15 protein-coding genes are annotated in these 20,340 nt (G+C 66.2%); 5 read left to right on the plus strand and 10 right to left on the minus strand.

Annotated features, from left to right (window positions below; translation table 11 throughout):
- Positions 1 to 18: 18 nt before the first annotated feature.
- A complete protein-coding gene (locus tag K8I61_10145) occupies positions 19 to 348 on the plus strand; it encodes a hypothetical protein (protein ID MBZ0272387.1) in 330 nt (109 codons plus the stop codon).
- Positions 349 to 471: 123 nt separating this feature from the next.
- Here K8I61_10145 and K8I61_10150 read toward each other — a convergent pair whose 3' ends face one another.
- The 10 genes from K8I61_10150 to K8I61_10195 form a co-directional block, all read right to left on the minus strand.
- Positions 472 to 1,827 carry a sigma-54 dependent transcriptional regulator gene (locus K8I61_10150; GenBank protein MBZ0272388.1) on the minus strand — a complete coding sequence of 452 codons (1,356 nt, stop codon included), beginning with the start codon at positions 1,825 to 1,827 and terminating at the stop codon, positions 472 to 474.
- Positions 1,824 to 3,704: a PAS domain-containing protein gene (locus tag K8I61_10155; GenBank protein MBZ0272389.1), complete on the minus strand. Its 1,881-nt coding sequence runs from the start codon at positions 3,702 to 3,704 to the stop codon at positions 1,824 to 1,826. The genes K8I61_10150 and K8I61_10155 overlap by 4 nt, the downstream gene beginning before the upstream one ends.
- 91 nt (positions 3,705 to 3,795) lie before the next feature.
- The gene (nrfD, locus tag K8I61_10160; GenBank protein ID MBZ0272390.1) at positions 3,796 to 5,055 is read right to left on the minus strand and encodes a polysulfide reductase NrfD; all 1,260 of its coding nucleotides are present in this window, start codon (positions 5,053 to 5,055) and stop codon (positions 3,796 to 3,798) included.
- An 8-nt stretch (positions 5,056 to 5,063) separates the two neighbouring features.
- Positions 5,064 to 5,987: a 4Fe-4S dicluster domain-containing protein gene (locus K8I61_10165; protein MBZ0272391.1), complete on the minus strand. Its 924-nt coding sequence runs from the start codon at positions 5,985 to 5,987 to the stop codon at positions 5,064 to 5,066.
- Positions 5,984 to 6,598: a hypothetical protein gene (locus tag K8I61_10170; GenBank protein ID MBZ0272392.1), complete on the minus strand. Its 615-nt coding sequence runs from the start codon at positions 6,596 to 6,598 to the stop codon at positions 5,984 to 5,986. The genes K8I61_10165 and K8I61_10170 overlap by 4 nt, the downstream gene beginning before the upstream one ends.
- A complete protein-coding gene (locus K8I61_10175) occupies positions 6,595 to 7,080 on the minus strand; it encodes a cyclic nucleotide-binding domain-containing protein (GenBank protein ID MBZ0272393.1) in 486 nt (161 codons plus the stop codon). Before K8I61_10175 ends, K8I61_10170 begins: the two co-directional genes overlap by 4 nt.
- A 14-nt stretch (positions 7,081 to 7,094) precedes the next feature.
- Positions 7,095 to 7,403 carry a hypothetical protein gene (locus K8I61_10180; GenBank protein ID MBZ0272394.1) on the minus strand — a complete coding sequence of 103 codons (309 nt, stop codon included), beginning with the start codon at positions 7,401 to 7,403 and terminating at the stop codon, positions 7,095 to 7,097.
- Positions 7,404 to 7,625: 222 nt separating this feature from the next.
- Positions 7,626 to 9,116: a hypothetical protein gene (locus tag K8I61_10185; GenBank protein ID MBZ0272395.1), complete on the minus strand. Its 1,491-nt coding sequence runs from the start codon at positions 9,114 to 9,116 to the stop codon at positions 7,626 to 7,628.
- Complete coding sequence (locus K8I61_10190; GenBank protein MBZ0272396.1) at positions 9,113 to 10,492, minus strand: oxidoreductase; 1,380 nt, start codon at positions 10,490 to 10,492, stop codon at positions 9,113 to 9,115. The genes K8I61_10185 and K8I61_10190 overlap by 4 nt, the downstream gene beginning before the upstream one ends.
- The gene (locus K8I61_10195; protein ID MBZ0272397.1) at positions 10,489 to 13,575 is read right to left on the minus strand and encodes a DUF2309 domain-containing protein; all 3,087 of its coding nucleotides are present in this window, start codon (positions 13,573 to 13,575) and stop codon (positions 10,489 to 10,491) included. The genes K8I61_10190 and K8I61_10195 overlap by 4 nt, the downstream gene beginning before the upstream one ends.
- 326 nt (positions 13,576 to 13,901) lie before the next feature.
- Between K8I61_10195 and K8I61_10200 the strand changes: the two genes are divergently transcribed.
- The 4 genes from K8I61_10200 to K8I61_10215 all read left to right on the plus strand — a co-directional run bounded on the left by K8I61_10200 (position 13,902) and on the right by K8I61_10215 (position 19,815).
- Positions 13,902 to 14,234, plus strand: a complete 333-nt coding sequence (locus tag K8I61_10200) for a hypothetical protein (protein MBZ0272398.1) — start codon at positions 13,902 to 13,904, stop codon at positions 14,232 to 14,234.
- A gap of 285 nt (positions 14,235 to 14,519) precedes the next feature.
- Entirely contained in the window at positions 14,520 to 17,978 is a 3,459-nt protein-coding gene (locus K8I61_10205; protein MBZ0272399.1) for a glycosyltransferase family 39 protein, read from the plus strand.
- Between the two features lie 99 nt (positions 17,979 to 18,077).
- Positions 18,078 to 18,860, plus strand: coding sequence for a glycosyltransferase family 2 protein (locus K8I61_10210; GenBank protein MBZ0272400.1), 783 nt, complete (start codon positions 18,078 to 18,080; stop codon positions 18,858 to 18,860).
- Positions 18,861 to 18,987: 127 nt separating this feature from the next.
- Positions 18,988 to 19,815 (plus strand): ChbG/HpnK family deacetylase, encoded by an 828-nt coding sequence (locus K8I61_10215; protein ID MBZ0272401.1) that lies wholly within the window; start codon positions 18,988 to 18,990, stop codon positions 19,813 to 19,815.
- Positions 19,816 to 20,340 lie beyond the last annotated feature (525 nt).

Consider the following 20,340-nt stretch of genomic DNA (forward strand, 5'->3'; position numbering starts at 1 on the left):
TTCGCATCCGCCGCTGTAGTGCGCGAGGGTGACGCGCTCGCGGCGTTTTCGGTGGCGGACGGATGGTTCGGGTGCCGGAGCGCCGTGCGCGGCGCGTTCGAGGCGGAGGTGGTAACCGTGGAAGACATCCTCGCCGCCTGGTCGATCGTCAAACCGTTTTGCGTCGTCGCCGTGGTCGCGATCATCGTCGGTATCGTGGCGCATCTACTTTCGCTCGTGCGGACGCGGCGTCGGGATGTCTTCGACGTGTCGCGGGTGGAACTTTCGAGCGGATGGATCGTCCTGGCGGCCATCGGGGCGCTGTTCGTCTGCCTCGTTCTCGCCGGCGGTATATTCATGCTCTATTGAACGGGGAAGGCGATGCGTTTGGATGACCGCTTTTATTTCGCCGGCTGGGTAATTCTCGAGATCGCGACGTTTGTCGGCATCGCGGTTCTGGTGTTGATGACGGGATAGTGCGTACCCGCTCGCTCAGGGCCGCACGTCCGGCTTTTCGTCCAGTCCGAGTTCCTTGATGCGGCGGTAGAGGGTGCGTTCGCTGATGCCGAGCATCGCGGCGGCGCGGGCGCGGTTGCCTTCGACCGCCGACAGCACGCGGCGGATGTGCCGGCGCTCCACCGTTTCGAGCGTGGCGAAGGGGCCGCCCGCGTCGTCCGATTCGCGAATCTCCGAAGGCAACATCGACTCGTCGATCGTCTCGCCCGTCGCGAGGATTACCGAGCGTTCCACCACGTGCAGCAGCTCGCGCACGTTGCCCGGCCAGCGATAGGCGGAAAGGCGCGCCATCGCGCCCGCGGAAAATCGGCGCCGCTGCCCGAAGCGCTCGTTGGCGCGCGAAAGGAAATGCTCGACGAGCACCGGGATGTCCGCGGGGCGCTCGCGCAGCGGCGGAACGTCGACGCGGATCGTGGACAGACGAAAGTAAAGATCCTTGCGGAAATAGCCCTTCTCCATCATGTCGGCGAGGTCGCGATTGGTCGCCGCGACGACGCGCGTGTCGACCGCGATCTCGCGCGTGCCGCCCACGTGCCGGAAGCGCCCGGTCTCCAGCACGCGCAGCATTTTGACCTGCGTTTCCAGGTTTACGTCCCCGATTTCGTCGAGGAAAATCGTGCCCTTGTCGGCCACCTCGAACAGGCCGTGCTTGGCCGCGGTCGCGCCGGTATACGCGCCCTTCTCGTGGCCGAACAGTTCGTTGTGCAGAAGATCGCCGTGCAGCGCCGCGCACTCCACGACGACAAACGGGCTCGCGCGCCGCTTGCTTCGCGCGTGGATGAGCTTGGCGACGACGTCCTTGCCGACGCCCGTCTCGCCGAGGATCAGCACCGAAGAGTCGGTCGTCGCGACGCGGTCGATCATCTCGATCACCCTGCGAAACGGCTCGCTCTTGCCGACAAACTCTCCCGCCAGGTCCGGCGGCGCGAATCCGCCGGAGAGGATTTCGTTGCGTTCGATGAGCAGCTGCCGCTCGCGCGCCTTTTGCAGCGTGACCTCGAGCTCGTCCGTGGGGCACGGCTTGCGCAGGTAGTCGAACGCGCCAAGGCGCATCGCCTCGATGGCGGTTTCGATGTCGCCCTGGCCGGAGAGCACGATGACCTCGACCGACGGCGCGTGCTCACGCGCGTGACGCAGCACGTCGAGCCCGCTGCCGTCGCCAAGGCGCAGATCGAGCAGCACGAGGTCGTGTTCGCCGCGCGCCAGTTCCATCTTGGCGGCTTGCACCCCGGCCGCGGGCGTCGGCGCGAAACCGCGCGAGCGCAACTCCGCGATGGTCAGTCCACGAAAGGTATCGTCGTCGTCAACGACGAGCACGCGGGCGGGATTCATGCGTCTCCGTTTGTCGGGATCGGGAAATGAACGGTGAAAGTCGTGCCCTCGCCGGGCGCGCTCTCGAGAGTGATGTCTCCGTTCCAGCTATGCGCGAGATTGAGCGAGACGAAAAGCCCAAGCCCGGTGCCGGCGGCGCGCCGCGAAAAGAACGGCTCGAACACGCGCGGAAGGTCCCCGGGCGCGATGCCGCGCCCGTCGTCGGCGACGCGCGCAAGCAAGCGGCCGGGCTCGACGGCGAACGTTACCGCGATATGGTGCCCGGACTCGCAGGCGTCGATCGCGTTGAGGATGAGATTCAGGAAAACCTGCTGCACGGCGGACTCGTCGGCCACCACCGACGGTCGAGCGGCCGGCTCGACCACCTTAAGCTCCACGCCCGCCGCACGCGTCTTTTGGCGGCAAAGCGCGGCCACCGAATCCGCGCACGCCACCGGATCGACCGACGAGGCCGAAAGCGACTGCCCCCGCGCCAGGCGAAGGAACTGCTCGGTGATCGCGCCCGCGCGCCGCACCTGCTTGCTGGCCACGCCGACGTACTCCGCGATCTGCGCGCGCACGCCGTCGTCGAGTTCGGAGTTCGTCGAGGCCACGCGGCCGATGCCATCCAGGCACATGCCGATCGACCCGAGCGGCGTGTTGACCTCGTGCGAGAATCCGGAGGCCAGCATGCCAAGCGACACCATGCGCTCGGTGTCGGCCAGCTTGGCCTCCTCGCTGCGCCGATCCGTGATGTCACGCCACACCTCGACGACGTGGCTCACCTGCCCGTCCTCGCCGAACACCGGAGATGCGCGCACCTCCTCATGACGCACGCTTCCGTCCGGTTGCACGCGGCGTTTGATGGCGGTTTGAACGTGGCCCGCGCCGAAGCAATGCAACGTCGGGCAGAAGCCGTCGTCGTGGCAGCCCAGGCCCCCGCGTTCGCGATCGCCGCAGCAACGCACGCCGATGAGCGTCGCGTCGCCGATCGGGAAGCGGCGCGCGAACGCCTCGTTCGCGGCGACGACCGTGCGTTCGCGGTCCAGCACCACCATGCCGTCGTCCACGGAGTTCATGACGCGCTCCAGGTCGGCGCGCTGCTCGCGCACGCGGCCGAGCAGCGCCGCGACCGCGTCAGCCATGGAATTGAACTGCGTCTCTACGCGGGTGAGTGCGTCGTCGCTTTGGACCACCGGTACGCGGCTTGAAAAATCGCCTTTCGCGATGGCGCGCGCGGTCTTTTCGAACCGGCGCAGCCGGCGCACCAGCAAGCGCCGGAAGACGAGGCCCGTACCGGCCAGCAGCGAGAGCCCGATGGCGCTTGACGCGGCGGCCAGCGGCCCCATCGCCTGGCGAAGATCGTCGAGCGCGCCTTCGAGCGGCACGTCCACGACGACGAGGCCGTTGATGCGGTGGCTCTCGTCGTGGCATCCGTAGCAGGCCACGCGGTTCGGCACCGGATCGACGACGCGCAGCGTGCGGCCGCCCTCGATCTCGAGCATCGCACTGCGTTCGCGCGACTCGGCGGGATTCTGGTGGCAGACCAGGCACGTCGCCGAGTTCTGCTCGAAGTGACGCGCCTCGACGGACGGGTCGCTGGAAAAGCGCACCTCGCCCTCGCGGTCGATGATCATCACGCGCTGCAGATCGCCGGCGCCGCCGAACGCCTTCACCATGCGGCGGACGAGGTGGTCGTCCTTTTGCGTCATGCCGTCTTCGAGCGCCAGGTGGACAAGGCGCGTGGCGAGCGCCGCCTGCTGGCGGCTGGCCTCGACCATGCGGTTTTCCGCGTACTGGTACATGACGAAAAAGCCCGCAGCCTGACTGCAGAGAATCAGGATCGCCACGCTCAAAAAAAAGCGCAGGCTGAGTCGATCGATCCGGGCAAACGCCACGCGAAACTTCCTTTAGGGGCACGCTCATCGTAGCACGAACCGCCCCGCCGCGCGCCGGGCGTGACAGGCGCGTGATAGGCGCGCGCGGCCTCTATCCCGCCGCCGCCGGCGCCGGCTTCGCCCGATCGCGCGCACGCGCGGGCACGGGCTGGTCGATATCGAACTCGCCGAGCATCAGCGGCAGGGCCACCTTCAGCATCAGCGTGAAGATCAGAAAGCCGATACCGAACACGCCGACGGCGACCTTGATCTCCACGGGGCTTGGGGAATATTCGTAGATCTCGCCGAGCGTGGACGGCGTGAAGCCGGGAATGACAAGCGCGATACCCTTTTCGATGTACACGCCGGCGTAGATGAGAAGCGCGCCGAGGTTCAGCGTCACCGGGTTTTTGCGCGTCGCGGGGATGAGGAAGATGAGGAACGCCGCGACGCTCGCGAATACGGAGAACCAGGCGTACGGAACGAGCGCCGTCTTGCCGTCGATTCCCGTGAACAGATATTCGAAAAACAGCAGGTGGTGCGTTCCGGAGTAATATTCCCGGAAGATCTCCGCGCCGAGCAGGAACAGGTTGATGAACATCGCGTAGGCCATCAACTCCGCGATCTTCCAGATCGCCTCGTTCTTGATCTCCAGGCGCGTGTATTTTTTGAGAAGCTGCAACAGCACCAGGATGATCGCGGGCCCGGAGCAAAACGCCGAAGCGAGAAAGCGCGGCGCCAGGATCGCGCTGTTCCAGAACGGGCGCGCGGGCAGACCGTTGTACACGAACGCCGTCACCGTGTGGATGCTGACCGCGAACGGAATCGACATCAGGATGAGCGGCGTGACGAAGCTCGCCGACGCTTCGCGTTTCACGAACGCGCAATAGAGCAGATACGTCACGACAACGAGGTTCAGCACGGCGTAGCCGTTCAGCACCAGCACGTCCCACGCGAGGATCGACGATGGGAAGTTCAGGTGCCCGATGCCGGGGATGAGATGCCAGAAGCGGTCGGGCCGGCCGATATCCACCGCCACGAAGAGCAGGCACATGATGACCGCGCTCACCGCGAGCAGCTCGCCGATGATCACGATCTCCTTGATGGGCTTCCAGTGATAGATGTAGGCGGGGATGACAAGCACTACGGCCGCGGCGGCGACGCCGACGAGGAACGTGAAGTTGCCGATGTAAAAGCCCCAGCTCACCGGGTCGCGCATCGACGTGGTGACCAGGCCGCGCTGGAGCTGCTCGGCGTATCCGAACGCGCCCACCATGACGCACATGCCGAGAAACGCAAGCCACGACCAGTAACCCTTGCCGCCGCTTGTCCAGATCCGGAAGCTTCCCTTGACGAATTCCAGAAAATGCATGAGCCCTCTCACACGCCGTAGAAGTAGTAGAACTTCGGCTGCGTATTGATTTCTTCCTTCAGGATGAACACGCGCTTGTTCTCGATGACGTAGCGGATCTCGCTGTCCTTATCGAGGATATTTCCGAACTTGCGCGCGCCGACCGGGCACGCCTCGACGCACGCCGGGTATCGGCCGTTGCGCGTGCGCTGGATGCAGAAGGTGCACTTCTCGACGACGCCTTTGTAGCGCGGGCGGTTGCCGAGGTAATGCGTGTCGCGGTTGACCTCGTCATCCGGGATATTCGGTTCCGCCCAGTTGAAATGGCGCGCGCCGTAGGGGCAGGCGGCCATGCACAGGCGGCAGCCGATGCACCAGTTGTAGTCGATGACGACAATGCCGTCGGGCTCCTGCCACGTCGCGCCGACCGGGCAGACCGTGACGCACTGAGGCCGCCGGCACTGCTGGCAGGCAACGGGCACGTAGAAATGGCCCTCTTCGGGAACCTGCTTCGGATTGTAGTAAGCCGTCGCGTGGGAGAGGTCGATGCCCTTTTCCTTGTCCATTTGCAGCACGGTGATCCAGTGCATTTCCGGATCGCGCGACTGGTTATTCTCCTTCACACACGCGTGCACGCAGCGGCGGCAGCCGACGCAGCGCGACAGATCGAGCGCGTAGGCGAACTGCACTCCCTCGGCAGCGGGGGCGGCGTCGACTGTGAACTCGCCGCCGTACTTGCGGCCGTATTCCGCCTCCAAGCGGTCGAGGATCCGTTCCTTGTCGTCTTGCGTCAGTTCGCGGAAGTGCCGTTGAAAAAAGGCCTCGCGCGCGGCCGGGCTGCACGAGGCGAGAAGGCCGGTCGCCGCGGCGGCGAGCGCGCCCTTGACGAAACCGCGGCGCGAGAGACCGGTTTCGCGATTGTCGCTGATCGTGACTTGCGCTTTCGCCGTCATCGGATATCTCCCGGCCGGGCCGGCGCGGACAGGGGCTCGATCGGCGCGAAATGCGGCGTATGAGGGTTGTGGCAATGCGCGCAAAGCAGGTACTGGCGCTTGCCGTTCCATTCGCCGGTGCGTTTGCCGTGAACGCCGACCTTCCAGTCGCGCAACTTTTCGCCGTGGCACTGTCCGCAGAGCCGATACGATTCCGTGAACGGCACCTCGCGGCCGCCGGCCAGGCGCAGCACGTCGCGGTTGTCGGGGTCGTGGCAGTCAAAGCACCAGCGATCGCGCGGGCCGTGGTTGAGCTCGATGTCCTCGTGCATCTCGGTCAGTTCGCGGCGCTCCCTGTTTGTTTCCATGTCCGCGTGGCATTCCGTGCACGGGAAATAGCCCTCGGTGAACGGCGGCGGGGGCACCGGGAACTCGTCTTCCGACGCTGGAGGATCGTGGGTTTCGTCGAGTTCCGCGGTCGCCGCCGCGCTTTTTGGGTTCGAGTCGTGAACGGATGCCTCGCCGGCCGGAGCGGAGCGGGCCGCGCCGGCCGCCGCAAAGGCGATAAGCGCGAGCGCGCCGATCGCCAGGGATACCGCGCCGGGTAATTTCGATGGCGCCGGCCGCGTCATTGGTACCTCTCCGCCACCCATCGCTGGAGATTGCGGGCCACCAGCGCCTCGAGCAGCGTGACGCGGCTTGCGATCACGCGGTTGAGGTTGCCGATGATGACGGGGTGCAGATGCGGGCGCTCGGCAAACAGCCGCTCGATCGCCTCGCGGTCAAAGCAGTGAAGCTCGGCGGCCGTTTTCGACGTGGCGCCGAGCGTGAACTTGTGAGGCGGCACGAGAGCCGACCACGCGATCACCGAGCCCGGGCCTTTTTCCTCGAGGGCGATATCGTCGAGCGCGTCCTTGAGCATGATCGGTATCGTCAGCGCGATCGTGCCCGCGGTGACGACAAGCAACGTGCGCGCGTCGTCGCCCAGGCTGAACACGCGCTCGCCGGCGGTGTATTGGCGAACGAGCGCGATCTTTCGGACGACCTCGAGGTCGTCGTCGGAGATGCCGGCGAACAGCTCGATGACGCGCAGGTCGTTGATCGTCGCGGTCATGGGCGCCTCCCTGCTCAGTTGAGCCACAGCGTCCGCATGGACGGGTTACGCGAAAATTCCTGCGCCGCCTGGCGCTCCTGACGCACGTGCTCCTCGACCGCGGCGACCAGTTCCTCGAGCGAGAGTTCGCGGATCTCGCGACCCGCATTTCCGCTTGGCGCGAACAGCGACGAGTTCGGCTGCACGGCCAGAAGGATGCGCTCGCGGACGACGTCCGCCTGGACAGTCTCCTCGCCGGGCGAACGCGCGAACGAAAGCGCGGCCAAGGTCCCGACAATCAGAAAAAGAACGGGAACTCCAATCAAAACCAGCGTCGAAAACATGGGTGTACCTCCTTGGACGGGGAAGCGGCCCCCGTCCGCGCGACCGGCGCGCGTTGCTGTTCGATTCGCTCTGTTGAAAAAGCAACACGCGTGCCAGGTTCGATGCACGGATGCAAGCGACTGATTTTGTTGCTTATTTTTGAATTGCCGGGAATTTTGGTGCTGCAAGCGTGCCTGCCAGATTGTCAGGCTCATGCACGGTCGAAATGCGAATTGCTGAGTCTATTCAGGCTGTTGGGGCGTGCTCCGCCAATTTGTCAGCACGTCAGGGTTGGCAGCTCGAACCGGACCGGCACGACGGCGGGGTGCGCGCTCGCCCAGGGACGACAATCGAAACGCCGGCGCCGGATCGTCCGGCGACCGGACAACGTGCGCGGCCTTCACGCGCGAAGCGAGAATCGGCTGCGGCCACAGTCCAAGAAGCGCAAGTGCGAAGACAAGGGCCATGAAACCCAGGTCCTCGCGCCGGCGCAATGCGAGCCGCGGATTGACCGGCACGCGTTCGCCGCAGAACAGGCGAAAATACATCCGCACGACGGCCAGACCGTTCAACACCGTCGCGACGACGATCGCCATGCCAAGGCCGGGGCGCGTCGTGACGGCGTCCGCGACGAGCAGCTCGGTACCGACAAATCCGAGCGTGCCTGGAAAGCCGACGGAACACAGGCCGAGCAAAAGGAAGCCCGCCGCCAGGCGTGGCGTGTTCTCGTATCCGCCGCTGTAGCGCGCAAGGGTGACGCGGCCGCGGCGCGCCTCCAGGGCGGCGAGCGTCATGCCAAGACCGGCGAGCGCCAGGCCGCTTGAAAGGAAAAGGAGAAGACCGCCGGCGAGGCCGGTCTCCGATGCGCCGGCGAGCGACGCGAAGACGATCGCCGTTTCGCTTACGAACAACCACCCGAACGCGCGGCGCGCGTCAGTCTGCACAAGCGCGATGCCCGCGCCGTAAACGCACGTCGCGGCCGTCGCGACGGCGAGCACGGATCCCATGACGACGGGCGCCGCGGGGACCACGAGGCGAAGCGCGGCGAAAGTCCCCCACTGCGGCACGGCGAACATCAAAACGGCCGGGAGGGGGGCCCGCGCGAATAGATGCGGCAGCCAGGACTGAAACGGCGCCACGCCCTGGCGCACCATCGCGGCGGCGAGGATGAGCCCCGCGCCGAACGCCGACGCCGAGCGCGCAAGCGCGACGCCCGCGACAAACAGCGACGCGGCGATAAGGGCGTTGATGCGAAAGCTCGGGCGCACGCGCGCGGCGTTCGGAAACGCGCCAAGCTCGAGATCGAGCGGAAGAAACGAAAGCACGAAAAACGCGGCCAGGCCGATGTCGGTCGCGGAGGCGAAACCGCCGGCGATGAACGCCTCGGCCAGCATCATCCGCGCGGCGCTGCCCTCGCTCCATTTGCGCATCGGCGCGACAACCGCGACAAACAGCGCCACCGTTGCGGCGAAAACGAACAGCGTCGCGTTGAGTTCGTCCAGGACGAACACCGCCCGCGCACCGAACATCGGGCCGGGATCGAGCGGATCAAGCCACGCACCCCTCGCGCCGCGCGCACCGCGTTCGATGAGCGCGCCGGCCGACGCCGCGAGAACGAGCAGGTTCACGACAAGCACGACGCGGCGCTGCCGCGCGGGAATCGCGCGCGCGACGATCGCGCCCGCGACGGGCGCGAGGACCATGATCGCGATCCACGGGACAAAAAACGTCATCGCGCGCCCCCGGAGGGCGGGCGCGGGGCGGATTTTCGCGCCGCGCCGTCGAGCGATATCGCGAAATTCTTCTCGAACCGGTCGAATGCGCGAAACGTTCCGACGAACGGACGCACGACGAAGCGGTCGAGGAAATCGTCCAGATGCGCGCGCTCGAGCGCGAAGCGATACAACCGCCGGCGCACGGACGCGGACAGCAGGCGCTCGTAATGCAGCCCGGTGTGGGCCAGATGGCCGCCAACGGCGTTTTCGACGTTATGAAAATCGTGCAGCAGGCTCGGTGCGCGGAGAAACTGGAGCGAACGAACGCACGCATGCCCGACGGTGTGCAAGATGGCGAGCCAATACAGGCCGAGCCCGACCTCGACGAGGATGAGGCTCACCTGCGTCAGCGTGGCGAAAGCAAGGGCGGTCTTGATGTCCGTCTGAACGCGGCCGACGGTCGTCGCGACCAGCGAGGTGACGAGCGCCATGACGACGATGACCGCCGCCGCGACGGCCGTTTCCTCTAACAGCGGCGCGAAACGCAAAAGCAGATACACGCCCGCGTGGACCGAGAGCGCGCCGTAGAAAATGGCGCTGGAGGGCGTGGGGCCTTCCATCGCGCGCGGCAGCCAGCCGGAAAACGGCACCTGCGCGCATTTGCCCATCACCGCGACGACGACAAGCAACATGACGATCGTCGCCTGCGTGCCGGTCAGCGCCGCGCCGGCGCCGGGCCAGGGCGCGTCACCGAAGATGTGTCCGTATTCGCCGGAGCCCGTCCAGGTGCGCAACAAGATGGCCGCGACAAGGAAGCCCGCGTCGCAAACGCGATAGACGACAAGCGCGCGGAAGCCATTTTCGACCGCCGCGCGCCGGTCGTGGAAGAACGCGACGAGCAGGCCGGCGGACAGACCGACAAGCTCCCATCCCGCGAACGCCAACTCGACGCCGCCCGCGAGAACGATGAGGTTCATGCCGGTCGCGAACAGGGCGAGCAGGGTGAAGAAGCGGTTGTAGCCGCGCTCCTTGTGCACGTAACGATGCGCGAACGCGCCGACGACGCCGAGCAGCGCGGTCGAAAACAGCGCGAACGGGACGGAGAGACGATCGAAGATGAATTCGATCTCGAAGCGGTAATCGCCGACGTGAAACCAATCGGGCAGGCGCAGCGCGACAAGGGTCCGGCCGCCGGCGATCATCATCCCCGCGACGAGCGCGTGGCATAAAAACGCGAAGACGAACGTCCCGCGCGTCATTCGCCCGACGGCGGTTTCGCCAAACGGGCGGCGCAAGAACCCCGCGCCGCCGAGCACGAGGAAGAGCGCGGGCGGCGCGGCCGCGGCGGCGAGGGCCAGGCTCTCGGTGATGCCCCATTCCGCGCCGGCGCTCATCGTGCGCCTCCCGCGGGCGCGATCGTCGCGCAGGCGATGGGGTCGCGCCGGCCGGCGTACCAGCGCGCCGATGACGCGACGATCGGCAGTTCGTCCGATTCGATCTCGTGCGGCACGAAGGCTCCGCTCGCGGCTTCGAAGAGACGGATGTCCACGCCGCCGGGCGCGAGCGTCGCGAGCGTGATCCAGCGATGACGCACGAGGCGGTCGATCGCGGGCAGGCGCGCAAGCACCGCCAGAAGCGTATCCGGATCCGTCTCGACGACAATGACAAGGCGGACGGGCTCGTGGATTTCGACCATCTGCCAGGGCAGGCCCGTGCGCAGGTCGCTCGCGTGCCCGTCCATGACGCCGAGCATCGCGCTGATGTTATGCGGCAGCTTCGTTCCGCAGCCGTAGCCAATCGGATCGACGAACGAAAAGTAGTATTCAAGGCTGATGCCCGCGCACACCGGCACGACCGCCGCGAGCACGCGCTCGAGGATCGCCCCGTCGGCGCCGTCCGTGGACGGATCATACGAAACGAGAAAGGCGCGGCGATCAAGGAACAGCCCGCGCGTCCTTTCGCGCCGGCCGACGACGCACACCGCGTTCGTGGCGTGGCCGTACTCCGGGCGCGGCTGCGCGAGATCCTCCGTGCGCATTTCCACGTGCTCAAGCGCCATCGCGGGCGAAATCGCGTCGCCCGCGTGATCGAAGCGCCGGCAGCGCTCGTGCGCGTTTCGCTCGCGGGCCGCATCGAACGCGACGCGCACGGCCTCGAAATCGGCGCGGTGCGTCGTGGGGACTTCGTCGTCGAAAAAGCTCACGGCGTCGTTGCAACTGTTGTGCTCCGCGCCGACAAATCGCGCCGCCGGCGGAATTGAAACGCCACGCCGGGCCAGCTCCTCGCGGACGGCCGGGTTGTTGGCCATCAGCGCGAACGCGCGCGCGTTCGGGCCGCCGCGCCCGCCACCGCACGCGCCGCAATCGTGCGCCGACTCGTGGGGGTTGTTCAGACTCGACGATCCATGTCCGACGATGACGACGAGGCGCGAAAGCCGCGCGGCAAGCCCTGTTTCCCGAAGCACGGCCGCGACAATCGACGCCATCTCGGCGATATCGTAGCCCGCGCGTTCGCCGAGCATGGGCGCCGCGTTTTCGTCGCGCTCGACGGACAGTTGCGTGCGCGCGGGAAGCCGCGTCAGGCGGCCGATCCGATGGCGCACGCGGGCGGCGGTGCGCGGAAACAGAACGCGGGCAATCAGCGGAAACGCGGCAAGCGCGCCGAGCATCGCGGTGAGGACGGCGCCGCGCGTGAAGGTTCGGCTGCCTACGTCGTAGGAGCGGCGCATGCGGCCGATGCGGCGAAGTAGCGCGCGGCGCACGCGAGCCTCGGTTTCGTGCGTCTCGAGGATGCGTTCGGTCACTTCGTGCGCGGGACGGATGACGACGGGGCATAACGGGCGCGGGTGCGCGTCCGATGCGCCGCGGTAATACATGGCGACGCCGAAAAAACCGGCGTAGCCGAAGGTCTCGCACGCGGGCTCGACCTCCTCGAGATGACGGCGGATCGATTCCTCGCGCTCGTCGATGCAGAACATCGCCTGAAAACGCGGGGGGTCCGCCTGGATTCGCGGCGCGCGATCGTGGTGCGCGGCGAGCGCGTCGAGGATGCCGATCCGATGCCGCCGCTCGTACGCGAGATGCCAGAGCCGGCGGCGCTCGATGTCGCCGAACGCCTCGATGTCGTCGAGCACGTCGCGGACCGCCCTGGCGTCGAGCGCGCCGACCTCGCGCGCGGATCGGCCGGCGAGTTGCGCGACCTGATAAAGCACGTACGCATCGCGAATCGGCGGGCTTGCGGCGTCCCGGGGCGCATCGTCCGCCGGAATCGCGCCGGCGGCGTCGCGCAGATCGGCGAGCGGCAGGTCGAATCGCTCTTCCAGCAGCACGTGCGCGCAGGCCGCGCGATCGGCCAGAAGCCGGAGCGCGAGGAAATCGACGAGCCTCGCGGGCGGCGCGAAGGACGGAACGCGATCCGGGCGCTCCTCGACCTGACGGATCATGCCGGCCCATCCGCGCAGCGCCAGAAGCGAAGCGGCGACAAACGCATCCCATTCGTCCGCGCCGACACCAAGCACCGAAAGCGAATGCACGGCGGATGCCTCGGCGGATCGCCCGGCCTCGCGATCGAACGCAAGCAGGCGGGCAAACTCCGCGGGAAAGCCCGGTCCGCGATCGGGCTCGCGGCCATAGAGATCGCGCGTGCCCGCGTACAGGCCCGCGTCGCGATCGGGCATGGGCCAATAGGCGATGCCTTGATCCAGGAACGCGGCGCAAACGCGGATGAGTATCGGATGCGCGAGGGCGTCCGCGTCGCGGCCGGTCAGCACAAGCAGCGCGTCGCGGTGACGCGGTGACGAGGATTGAGGATTGAGGATTGAGGATTGAGGATTGAGGATTGAGGATTGAGTGGAACGCAAATTCGCCGAGGCATCATATCCGTCCGTCGCGCGTTCGGCGGCGTGGACGCAAGCGCTCCAGAGGGCGCGAAGGGCGGCGGGTTCGTCGCCGCGCGACAGGGCGCGCGCGGCGCCGCGATGCGCGTCGATGACGCGCCCACGCGCCTCGTGCGGGGCGTCGTCGCGGAAGCGGCGAAGCAGCGCCGTTTCCTCGATCAGCCAGCGAAGTTCGGTTTCGGCGGGCGCGTCGATGCCGCGCGCGAGCGCGGCGAAACGCAGATCGAAGCGCGCGATGAAATCGCCAAGACAGGTATCGGCGGTGTCGCCGAGGTCGCGGGCGAGAACATCGCGCAGGTCGATTTCGCGGATGCGGCCGGCGGCGAATTCGTTTCGATAGTGTCCTTCGGGCAGAAAGGGCTCACAGCCGAACAGGCGCCCGGCGGCGACGACGGCATCTTCGAACGGGCGATCCTCGAAGGCGTGCAGCGTATTGTGATGAATGAAGATCGAGATGGGGCCCTGAGCGGGCAGGAGATGGGCGGCGTGTCCGATGGCTTCGTGGAGGCGGCGGGCGCGGACTTCCGGCCCGCCTTGATCAGGTCCCGGTTCCGGCTCCCGCGTTTGATTATCACCCGACAATGTGCGGACCCTTTCGATCTCGCGCGGCTTATAGCGCCAAGACGGGCGCGCGTCGAGGGTTGCGTTGACGCGCGCGGGATTTCGCGTGGTAATTCAACCTGGCCTAGAATCGACCCGCTCCCTAACGGTCGCGGTTCGTATCCGGGAACGGGAGACCCGCTCCCTTACGGTAGCGGTTCGTATCCGGGAACGGGAGACCCGCTCCCTAACGGTCGCGGTTCGTATCCGGGAGACCCGCTCCCTTACGGTCGCGGTTCGTGTTCAGCGGTTCGTATTCAAAGGTGGCCGGGCGCGGGCACGGGCACGGAAAAGGGAAAGGAATCGCCATGATCGTGATGTGGTCGAACGACCTGATGTTCAAAAGCAAGGTTCGCGAATCCGCGGGCTCGGCGGCAATCGAGTTTGCCGGCACGCTCGATCAGCTCCTGGAGAGGCTGGCGGAGGGCGGCGTCAGGCGCGTGCTCGTCGATATGGACGTGCGCTCCGAGGATCTTCCCGCGGATCTGGCGCGCATCGCGGCGGGCGCGGGCGGCGCCCAGCTTGTGATATTCGGTTCGCACAAGAACGTGGAGATGATGACGATCGCCCGCGAGGCCGGTTTTCACAAAACGCTCGCGCGCAGTCAGTTCGTCAGCCGATTGTCCGAGTATCTCGGATAATCGGTATTAAGATCGCGCCCTTGCGTGACGCGGGATGGCGCCAAGACCCCCGGCGTCGAGACCGATTGATCCGGCACGGCGAAATTCAATTGATCTCGCGGCACGCTTGGCGGATAATCCGCGCGGTTCGCATTGAAAATGAGATTCGATTGTCATTGCGATGTCATCCGCCATTGTTGCGGGTTTGTAATCAACTGATATAGCCGCGGGGCCGGGAAGCGGAACCGTTTGTTCCGCCGTCGTTTGAGGGAGGGACCATGTCGATTCTTGCGGCACGGCGGATTCATGCCGCCTGACGTCCCGCCATCCGATCCGCGGATCATCGATTCGCGACGCACGGCGGCGCTGGCGTTCGCCGTCTTTCTCGCGTCGTTCGCGTTTTTTGCGTCCAACCTTTCCGGGCGCGAGCCCACGCTCATGGAGTCGCAGGATCTGGACATCGCCCATCGGCTGACCTGGCCGAAGGCGCTGCCCATCGACCAGTCGCCGATCTATTACAAGTTCCTGAAATTCTGGCTCCACTTTCACGGGACGCCGATCTCCAATCCGCGCCTCCCGTCGGCGATCCTCGTTGCGATGGGCGCCGCCGCGCTGTTCCTTCTCGGCCGCAAGTCCATCGGCCTTGCCGGCGGTTTGGCCGCGGCGCTGATCTTCACCACCAACGCGGTGGTTCTCGAGAACGCCCGGCTGGCGCGCGCCTACCCGGTGGTGCTGATGTTCGCGTGCGTCTCGATGCTGTTTGGCGCGCAATACGTCACCTATCGGCGCGCACGCGATCTGCTGGGCTTTCTCGCCGCGACGGTCGCGGGCATCTACACGCACTTCTTTTTTCTTCTGTTCGCCGGGTCGCTCGGTCTCGTGGTCATCGCCGATCTCGTGGCGCATTTTCGCTCGCGCCGGCCGCGCTGGTGGTTTTTCGCGATGGGCGCGGCAGCGATGCTGGCGATCGTTCCGCAACTGTTACGCGTGGAAAAAGCCATTCGCTACTCGGAGGCGCGGCACGGGCTCTATGGCGGCATGTCTGCGGAGCCGCTCGCGTTTTTCAAGCAGCTTGGCGCCGACTATTTCCTTCTCGGCACGAAAAACCCGGTCGCGCCGGAATGGGTGCTGATCGCGCTCGCGGCGGCGATGGTGATGGGGGCGATCGCCCTGCGTTGGCGCGGGACGATCGCCCTTGTCCTTCTTGCGGGGCCGACGCTGTTTGCCGGGTGGCATCTTTCGAAGACCAACCCGATGCACACGCGGTACGTGCTGTTCCTGCTGCCCGTGTTCGCGTTTTTTCTCGCGGCGGTTTTGCGCGCCCGGCCTCGATGGGTCATCGGCGTCCCGATCGTCGCGGGCATCCTGGCGGTGAACGCGCTGGCGCTCGCGAAAAAGCTCGACGAGCCGAACACCGACTGGGGCGATGCCGCCGCGTACGTGCGCGAGATGCAGCGCGCGGGCGATGTCGTCGCGGTTTTTCCGCACCACTGGGATCTGACGTTCCGGGAATTTTATGAAGGGGATACGACGGATTTCACGTTTGTCGAACAACTCGACCGCGTTTTCGCGCGCGGCCGGCGGGTGATCCTCGTTCAGGGGCCGGGACGGCCGTTCGATAACGTCGGGCGGTTCATGCGCAAACGGGCGCGGGTGACGGGGTCGTTCGGAACGAAGCAGCGTTTCCGGATTCAGGTACACATTCTCGAACCGCACCCGGCGGACCCCGTCGCCATCACCGATTTGGGCGCGCCATCGATGTTGTTCGGCGGCATCGTCGGTTCGGGCGGTTACGGGTGGCAACTTGCGCCCGAACCGGAAAATCCGTTCGCGGGTCTTTCCGATCTCATCGGCGCCGCGGACATGACGATCTTCGCGTATATGCCGCTTCGGCCTCCCAAACCGCTCAGGGACATGGTCGGACGGCCGCTCTATCGCGCGCTCGGCAACCGCAGCCAGGTGATCGATTTCCTGCGGGAAGCCGGGGTCGATGCCCTCGCGCCCGTGCCGATGATTTCGCGCCGCGTGCGCCCGGGCGTGAGTGCGATCGGCGGCATCGACGCGGTGCCGGTGAACGCGACGTGGCGGGACGCGGCGGCGCGCGTGTTCGATGTCGCCGGTACGAAGGTGGGTGTTCTTTATTCGCGGCAACAAGTTTTTTCCGACAAGCCGCAATACAAGCGCCAGCGCGACGCGACGATCGCCGAGTTCGAAGGCGCGGTGGCGCGTGCACGCACGGTCGCCGGCGAAAACGGCCGACTCGTGGTGCTTCTGCCGCAGCCGCCGGATTTCGACATGCTGTTCACGCCGGAAGATCAATATCTCGCGCGCCGCGCGATCGATCTTGGCGCGGACGCCGCGATCGGACTTGGCGGCTTCGCGTCCAAGGAGATCGAGGAGTACCGCGACGGAGTCATCGCGCACGGGCTCGGCACGCTCGTGCGCCCGCGGGCGATGGCGGGGGCGGATCGATACTCCACCGGGCTTTTATTACGGCTGGCGTTTGGCGGCCGCGAAGGCGCGGCGTATCAGGCGATCCCGGTGACGTTTGACGACGCCGAGCGGCCCATCCCGGCGGATCGCGAGGCGGCGCGAAACGTGGTGTACGCCCAAAGCAGCGCGGCGCGCGAGCGCCTTGCCGACGGTCTGCTGTACGCGCGCGCGGGCTACGAAACGAAAGGCGGCGAGCGGCGCGATATCAAACGCTGGAGATCGGCGCCGTCGATGAAACACGTGCCGGCGAAGATCGAGGACTGGCTGCCCGGCGGCGGCGCGGGCTACGTCGTTCACGATCGCTGGGCCGAGGGCGGCGCGGCCGTGGGCGCGGAAGGCATCGTTTCGCATGGAATCTTCCGAAGGGCGCTGACACTCGCGCCCGGCGAGCACGGCGCGGTGTCGGTCACGTTTCCGAAGGTGCTGCTTGGCGAGACGATCGAGCTTGCCTTCGGCGTTGCGGACAAGACGTTCACCGCCCGCGCGCGCCGCCTGAAGGTCCAGCATCTGCGCGTGCAAATCGGCGAGAAGGTCCGCTTCAGGCGCAAGGTCGAGCACCTCTCCGGCTGGCAGGACGTGTCGGTTCATACGGGGGACCTGGCGGGCACGACGCAGGACGTCACGTTCGTTCTCGAAACGCGGGAAAAGTCGCGTTTCGCGGTCGCGATCGATCCGGTCGCCGTGCGCGGGCCCGAGACGCTCGCGAAGATCGCCGAGATGCCGTTCGCGTTCGAGGAACATCTGTCGGAGGCGCGCGTGTTCGTGCGCGATCGCGGGCGCGACGCGCCCTGCCACGGGCCGGACGAGACGCATCGCTACCTCTACGGAGGCCCGCATCGCGCGGAAGAGCACGGTCCATTCGGCGAGGGACTTTTGCGCACGCGATGGGTTTGCGGCGCGATGCCGTGGGATTCCGCCGCGCGAACGGTGCAAAAGGCGGGCGGCGAATTGCGCCGCGCGATCTGGCTGCATCCGCCCGACGCGGGAGAGCGCCACATCGTGTACGGCCCGATGACGGCGCGGCGGCGCATTCATGGCCATGTCGCGCTGACGGACCTCGCGCTCAAAAAGAACAAGTTGCCGGTGACGTTTTCGATCCTCGTCAACGGCACGCCGATCCTCGTAAAGACCGCGGGCGACACGCCCGGGTGGCTGCCGTTTGAGGCGAGCATCCCGGACGAGCTGCGCGGGCAGGACGTGGAGATCGCGTTTGTCGCGTCGGCCCAAAAGGCGACGTGGCGGCATCTTGTTTTCGACGCCGTTATGGATTGAGGGAATGTTGTTTTACCGCAAAGACGCAAAGGCACGCGCAAAGACGCAAAGAATGAATTTTCTTTGCGCCTTCGCGGTGAAATGTGTGGGAGGTGTCGCATGGTGATGATCCCCGTACCGCACGCGAGAAGCCTGTCGGTCGTGATTCCGTATTACAACGAGGAGGCGAACATCGAGCCGTCGCTGCATGGCGCGCTCGATTATCTGCGCCGGCGCTTCGACGATTTCGAGATCGTCGCGGTGGACGACAAAAGCACCGACGCCACGCTTTCGATCGCGCGGCGAATCGCGGCGGGGGAGCCGCGCGTGCGCGTCGTGGCGCTCGATACGAACACGCGTTTTGCCGGCGCACTGAAGGCGGGCTTCGCGGCGGCGACGAAGGAGTACGTGTTTTACACCGACGGCGACTGCCCGATCTGCTGGGATGACCTGGATCGCGCGATCGTGGAGTTGATCCGCTACGACGCGGTTGTCGGATACCGCACGACGCGCGACAAGGAGGGGTGGATCCGCAAGCTCTACACGACGGCGTATCGCCTGACCCTGCGCGCGGCGCTCGGGCTTTCGTTTCGCGATGTGAATTTCAGCTTCAAGCTGTTTTCGCGCAACGCGCTGGCGGCGGTGATGCCGATCGCGTCGACCGGCTCGTTCATCGACGCGGAAATCCTGTGCCGCCTGCTCGACCGGGGGCTGGCGATCCGCGAGATACCCGTGCAGTACCGCTCGCGCGTGCGCGGCACCTCCACGCTCGCGACGCCGGCGGTGATCGTGAAGCTGCTCGGCGAACTGGCCTCGTTCTGGAACGCGCGGCGCAAGACGCGCGGCCTGCGCGGCGTGCGACGGCCGCGCCACGAGCTTCCGGATCTGGTCGATCAGGGATGAAACGCAAAGAGTTCACCACAGAGAACACGGAGAACACGGAGATTTTTTCCATGCATGACTCCGTGCCCTCTGTGTTCTCCGTGGTGCAATATTTTTCGGGCACACGCCGTCCATTCGGCGTCGCGTCATGACGCATACGCTCCTCATCGTCAACGCGGACGACTTCGGCATCGCGGCCGGCGTCAACCAGGCGGTCGCGAAGGCGTTCGACGCGGGTATCCTGCGCTCGGCGACGATCATGGCGGGCGGCGCGCACTTCGACGAAGCGGTGTGCATCGCGAAAGATCGGCCCGCGCTTGGCGTCGGCGTGCACATGACGCTTACGCAGCTTGCGCCCGTCGCGCCAATCGACGACGTGCCGAACCTCGCGCCCGGCGGAATATTCGCGCCAACGCACGTCTCATTCGCGCGACGACTTCTCTCCGGCAAAATCCCGCGCCGCGAAATCGAGATCGAATTTTCCGCCCAGATCGAACGCGTGCTCGCGGCGGGCATCGACATCACGCACCTGGACAGCAACGGGCATCTGCACGTGCTGCCGCGCGTGCGCGCGGCGTTCGCGGCGGTCGCGAAGAAATTCGGCGTCGCGAAGATGCGCGTGCCGATGCTCGGCGGGCCAAGCCGAAGCGCCGAGGAATACGTGAAGGCGATCGCGATCGCGGCGACGGCGCGTGCCGCGCGTCCGGCGTTTCGCGGGCTCGCGCATCCGGATCACTTATGGGGTCTCGCCGCGTCCGGCGACATGAACCGGACGCGCGTGCTCGCGATCATCGAGCGCCTTGTCCCCGGCACGCACGAGTTGATGACGCACCCCGCCGATCACGATCCGGATTTTACGCGCGCGTTCCCCTGGGGCTACCACGGCGAGGCGGAGCTGGCGGCGCTGTGCGATCTGGAGGTGAACGCGATGGTAGAGAGGCGGGGGGTCGTGCTGGGCAATTATCGGGATATTTGATCGCAGGCCTCACGCGGAGACGCGGAGAGCGCGGAACGCGTTGCGATGTCAGGGCCGCAAACGGAGCGAAGCGGAGTGCGCGGTCGGCCACGCCCCGGCAAATTCACCACGTGGTGGCGCGGAATTGAGTCCGTATTTTAAATCGATCCAAAGCAGGTGAGGACACCTGCGGTCCCGGGGAGCGGCCGTCGCGGGAAAAAGCGATGGTGGTTTTTGGGGGCGCTTCGGGAAGACGTAATTTTTTCGAAGCGGGCGAGCCGCCTACGGTCCCGGGAAAGGTCCTTGCAAATTTGCATTTGAAATGCAAATTTGCACGCTTCACGAGGTATCTAGGCGTAATTACGTGTATTTTTTGAATCCAATTTCTTGGATACTACGAATGACAAGCTCACCGCCACGCCGAGGCCGGAGATGGCGGCGGGGATTCGGTCATTTCGCGAGGATCTTGGGAAAAAGGCGGGGGCGGGGTACGTCGTGCATTCGGCGGCCGCGGGCCTTTCGCTTACACCGTTTGACGGGAATTAA

The sequence above is a fragment of the bacterium genome (assembly GCA_019912885.1).
Classification (GTDB): domain Bacteria; phylum Lernaellota; class Lernaellaia; order JACKCT01; family JACKCT01; genus JAIOHV01.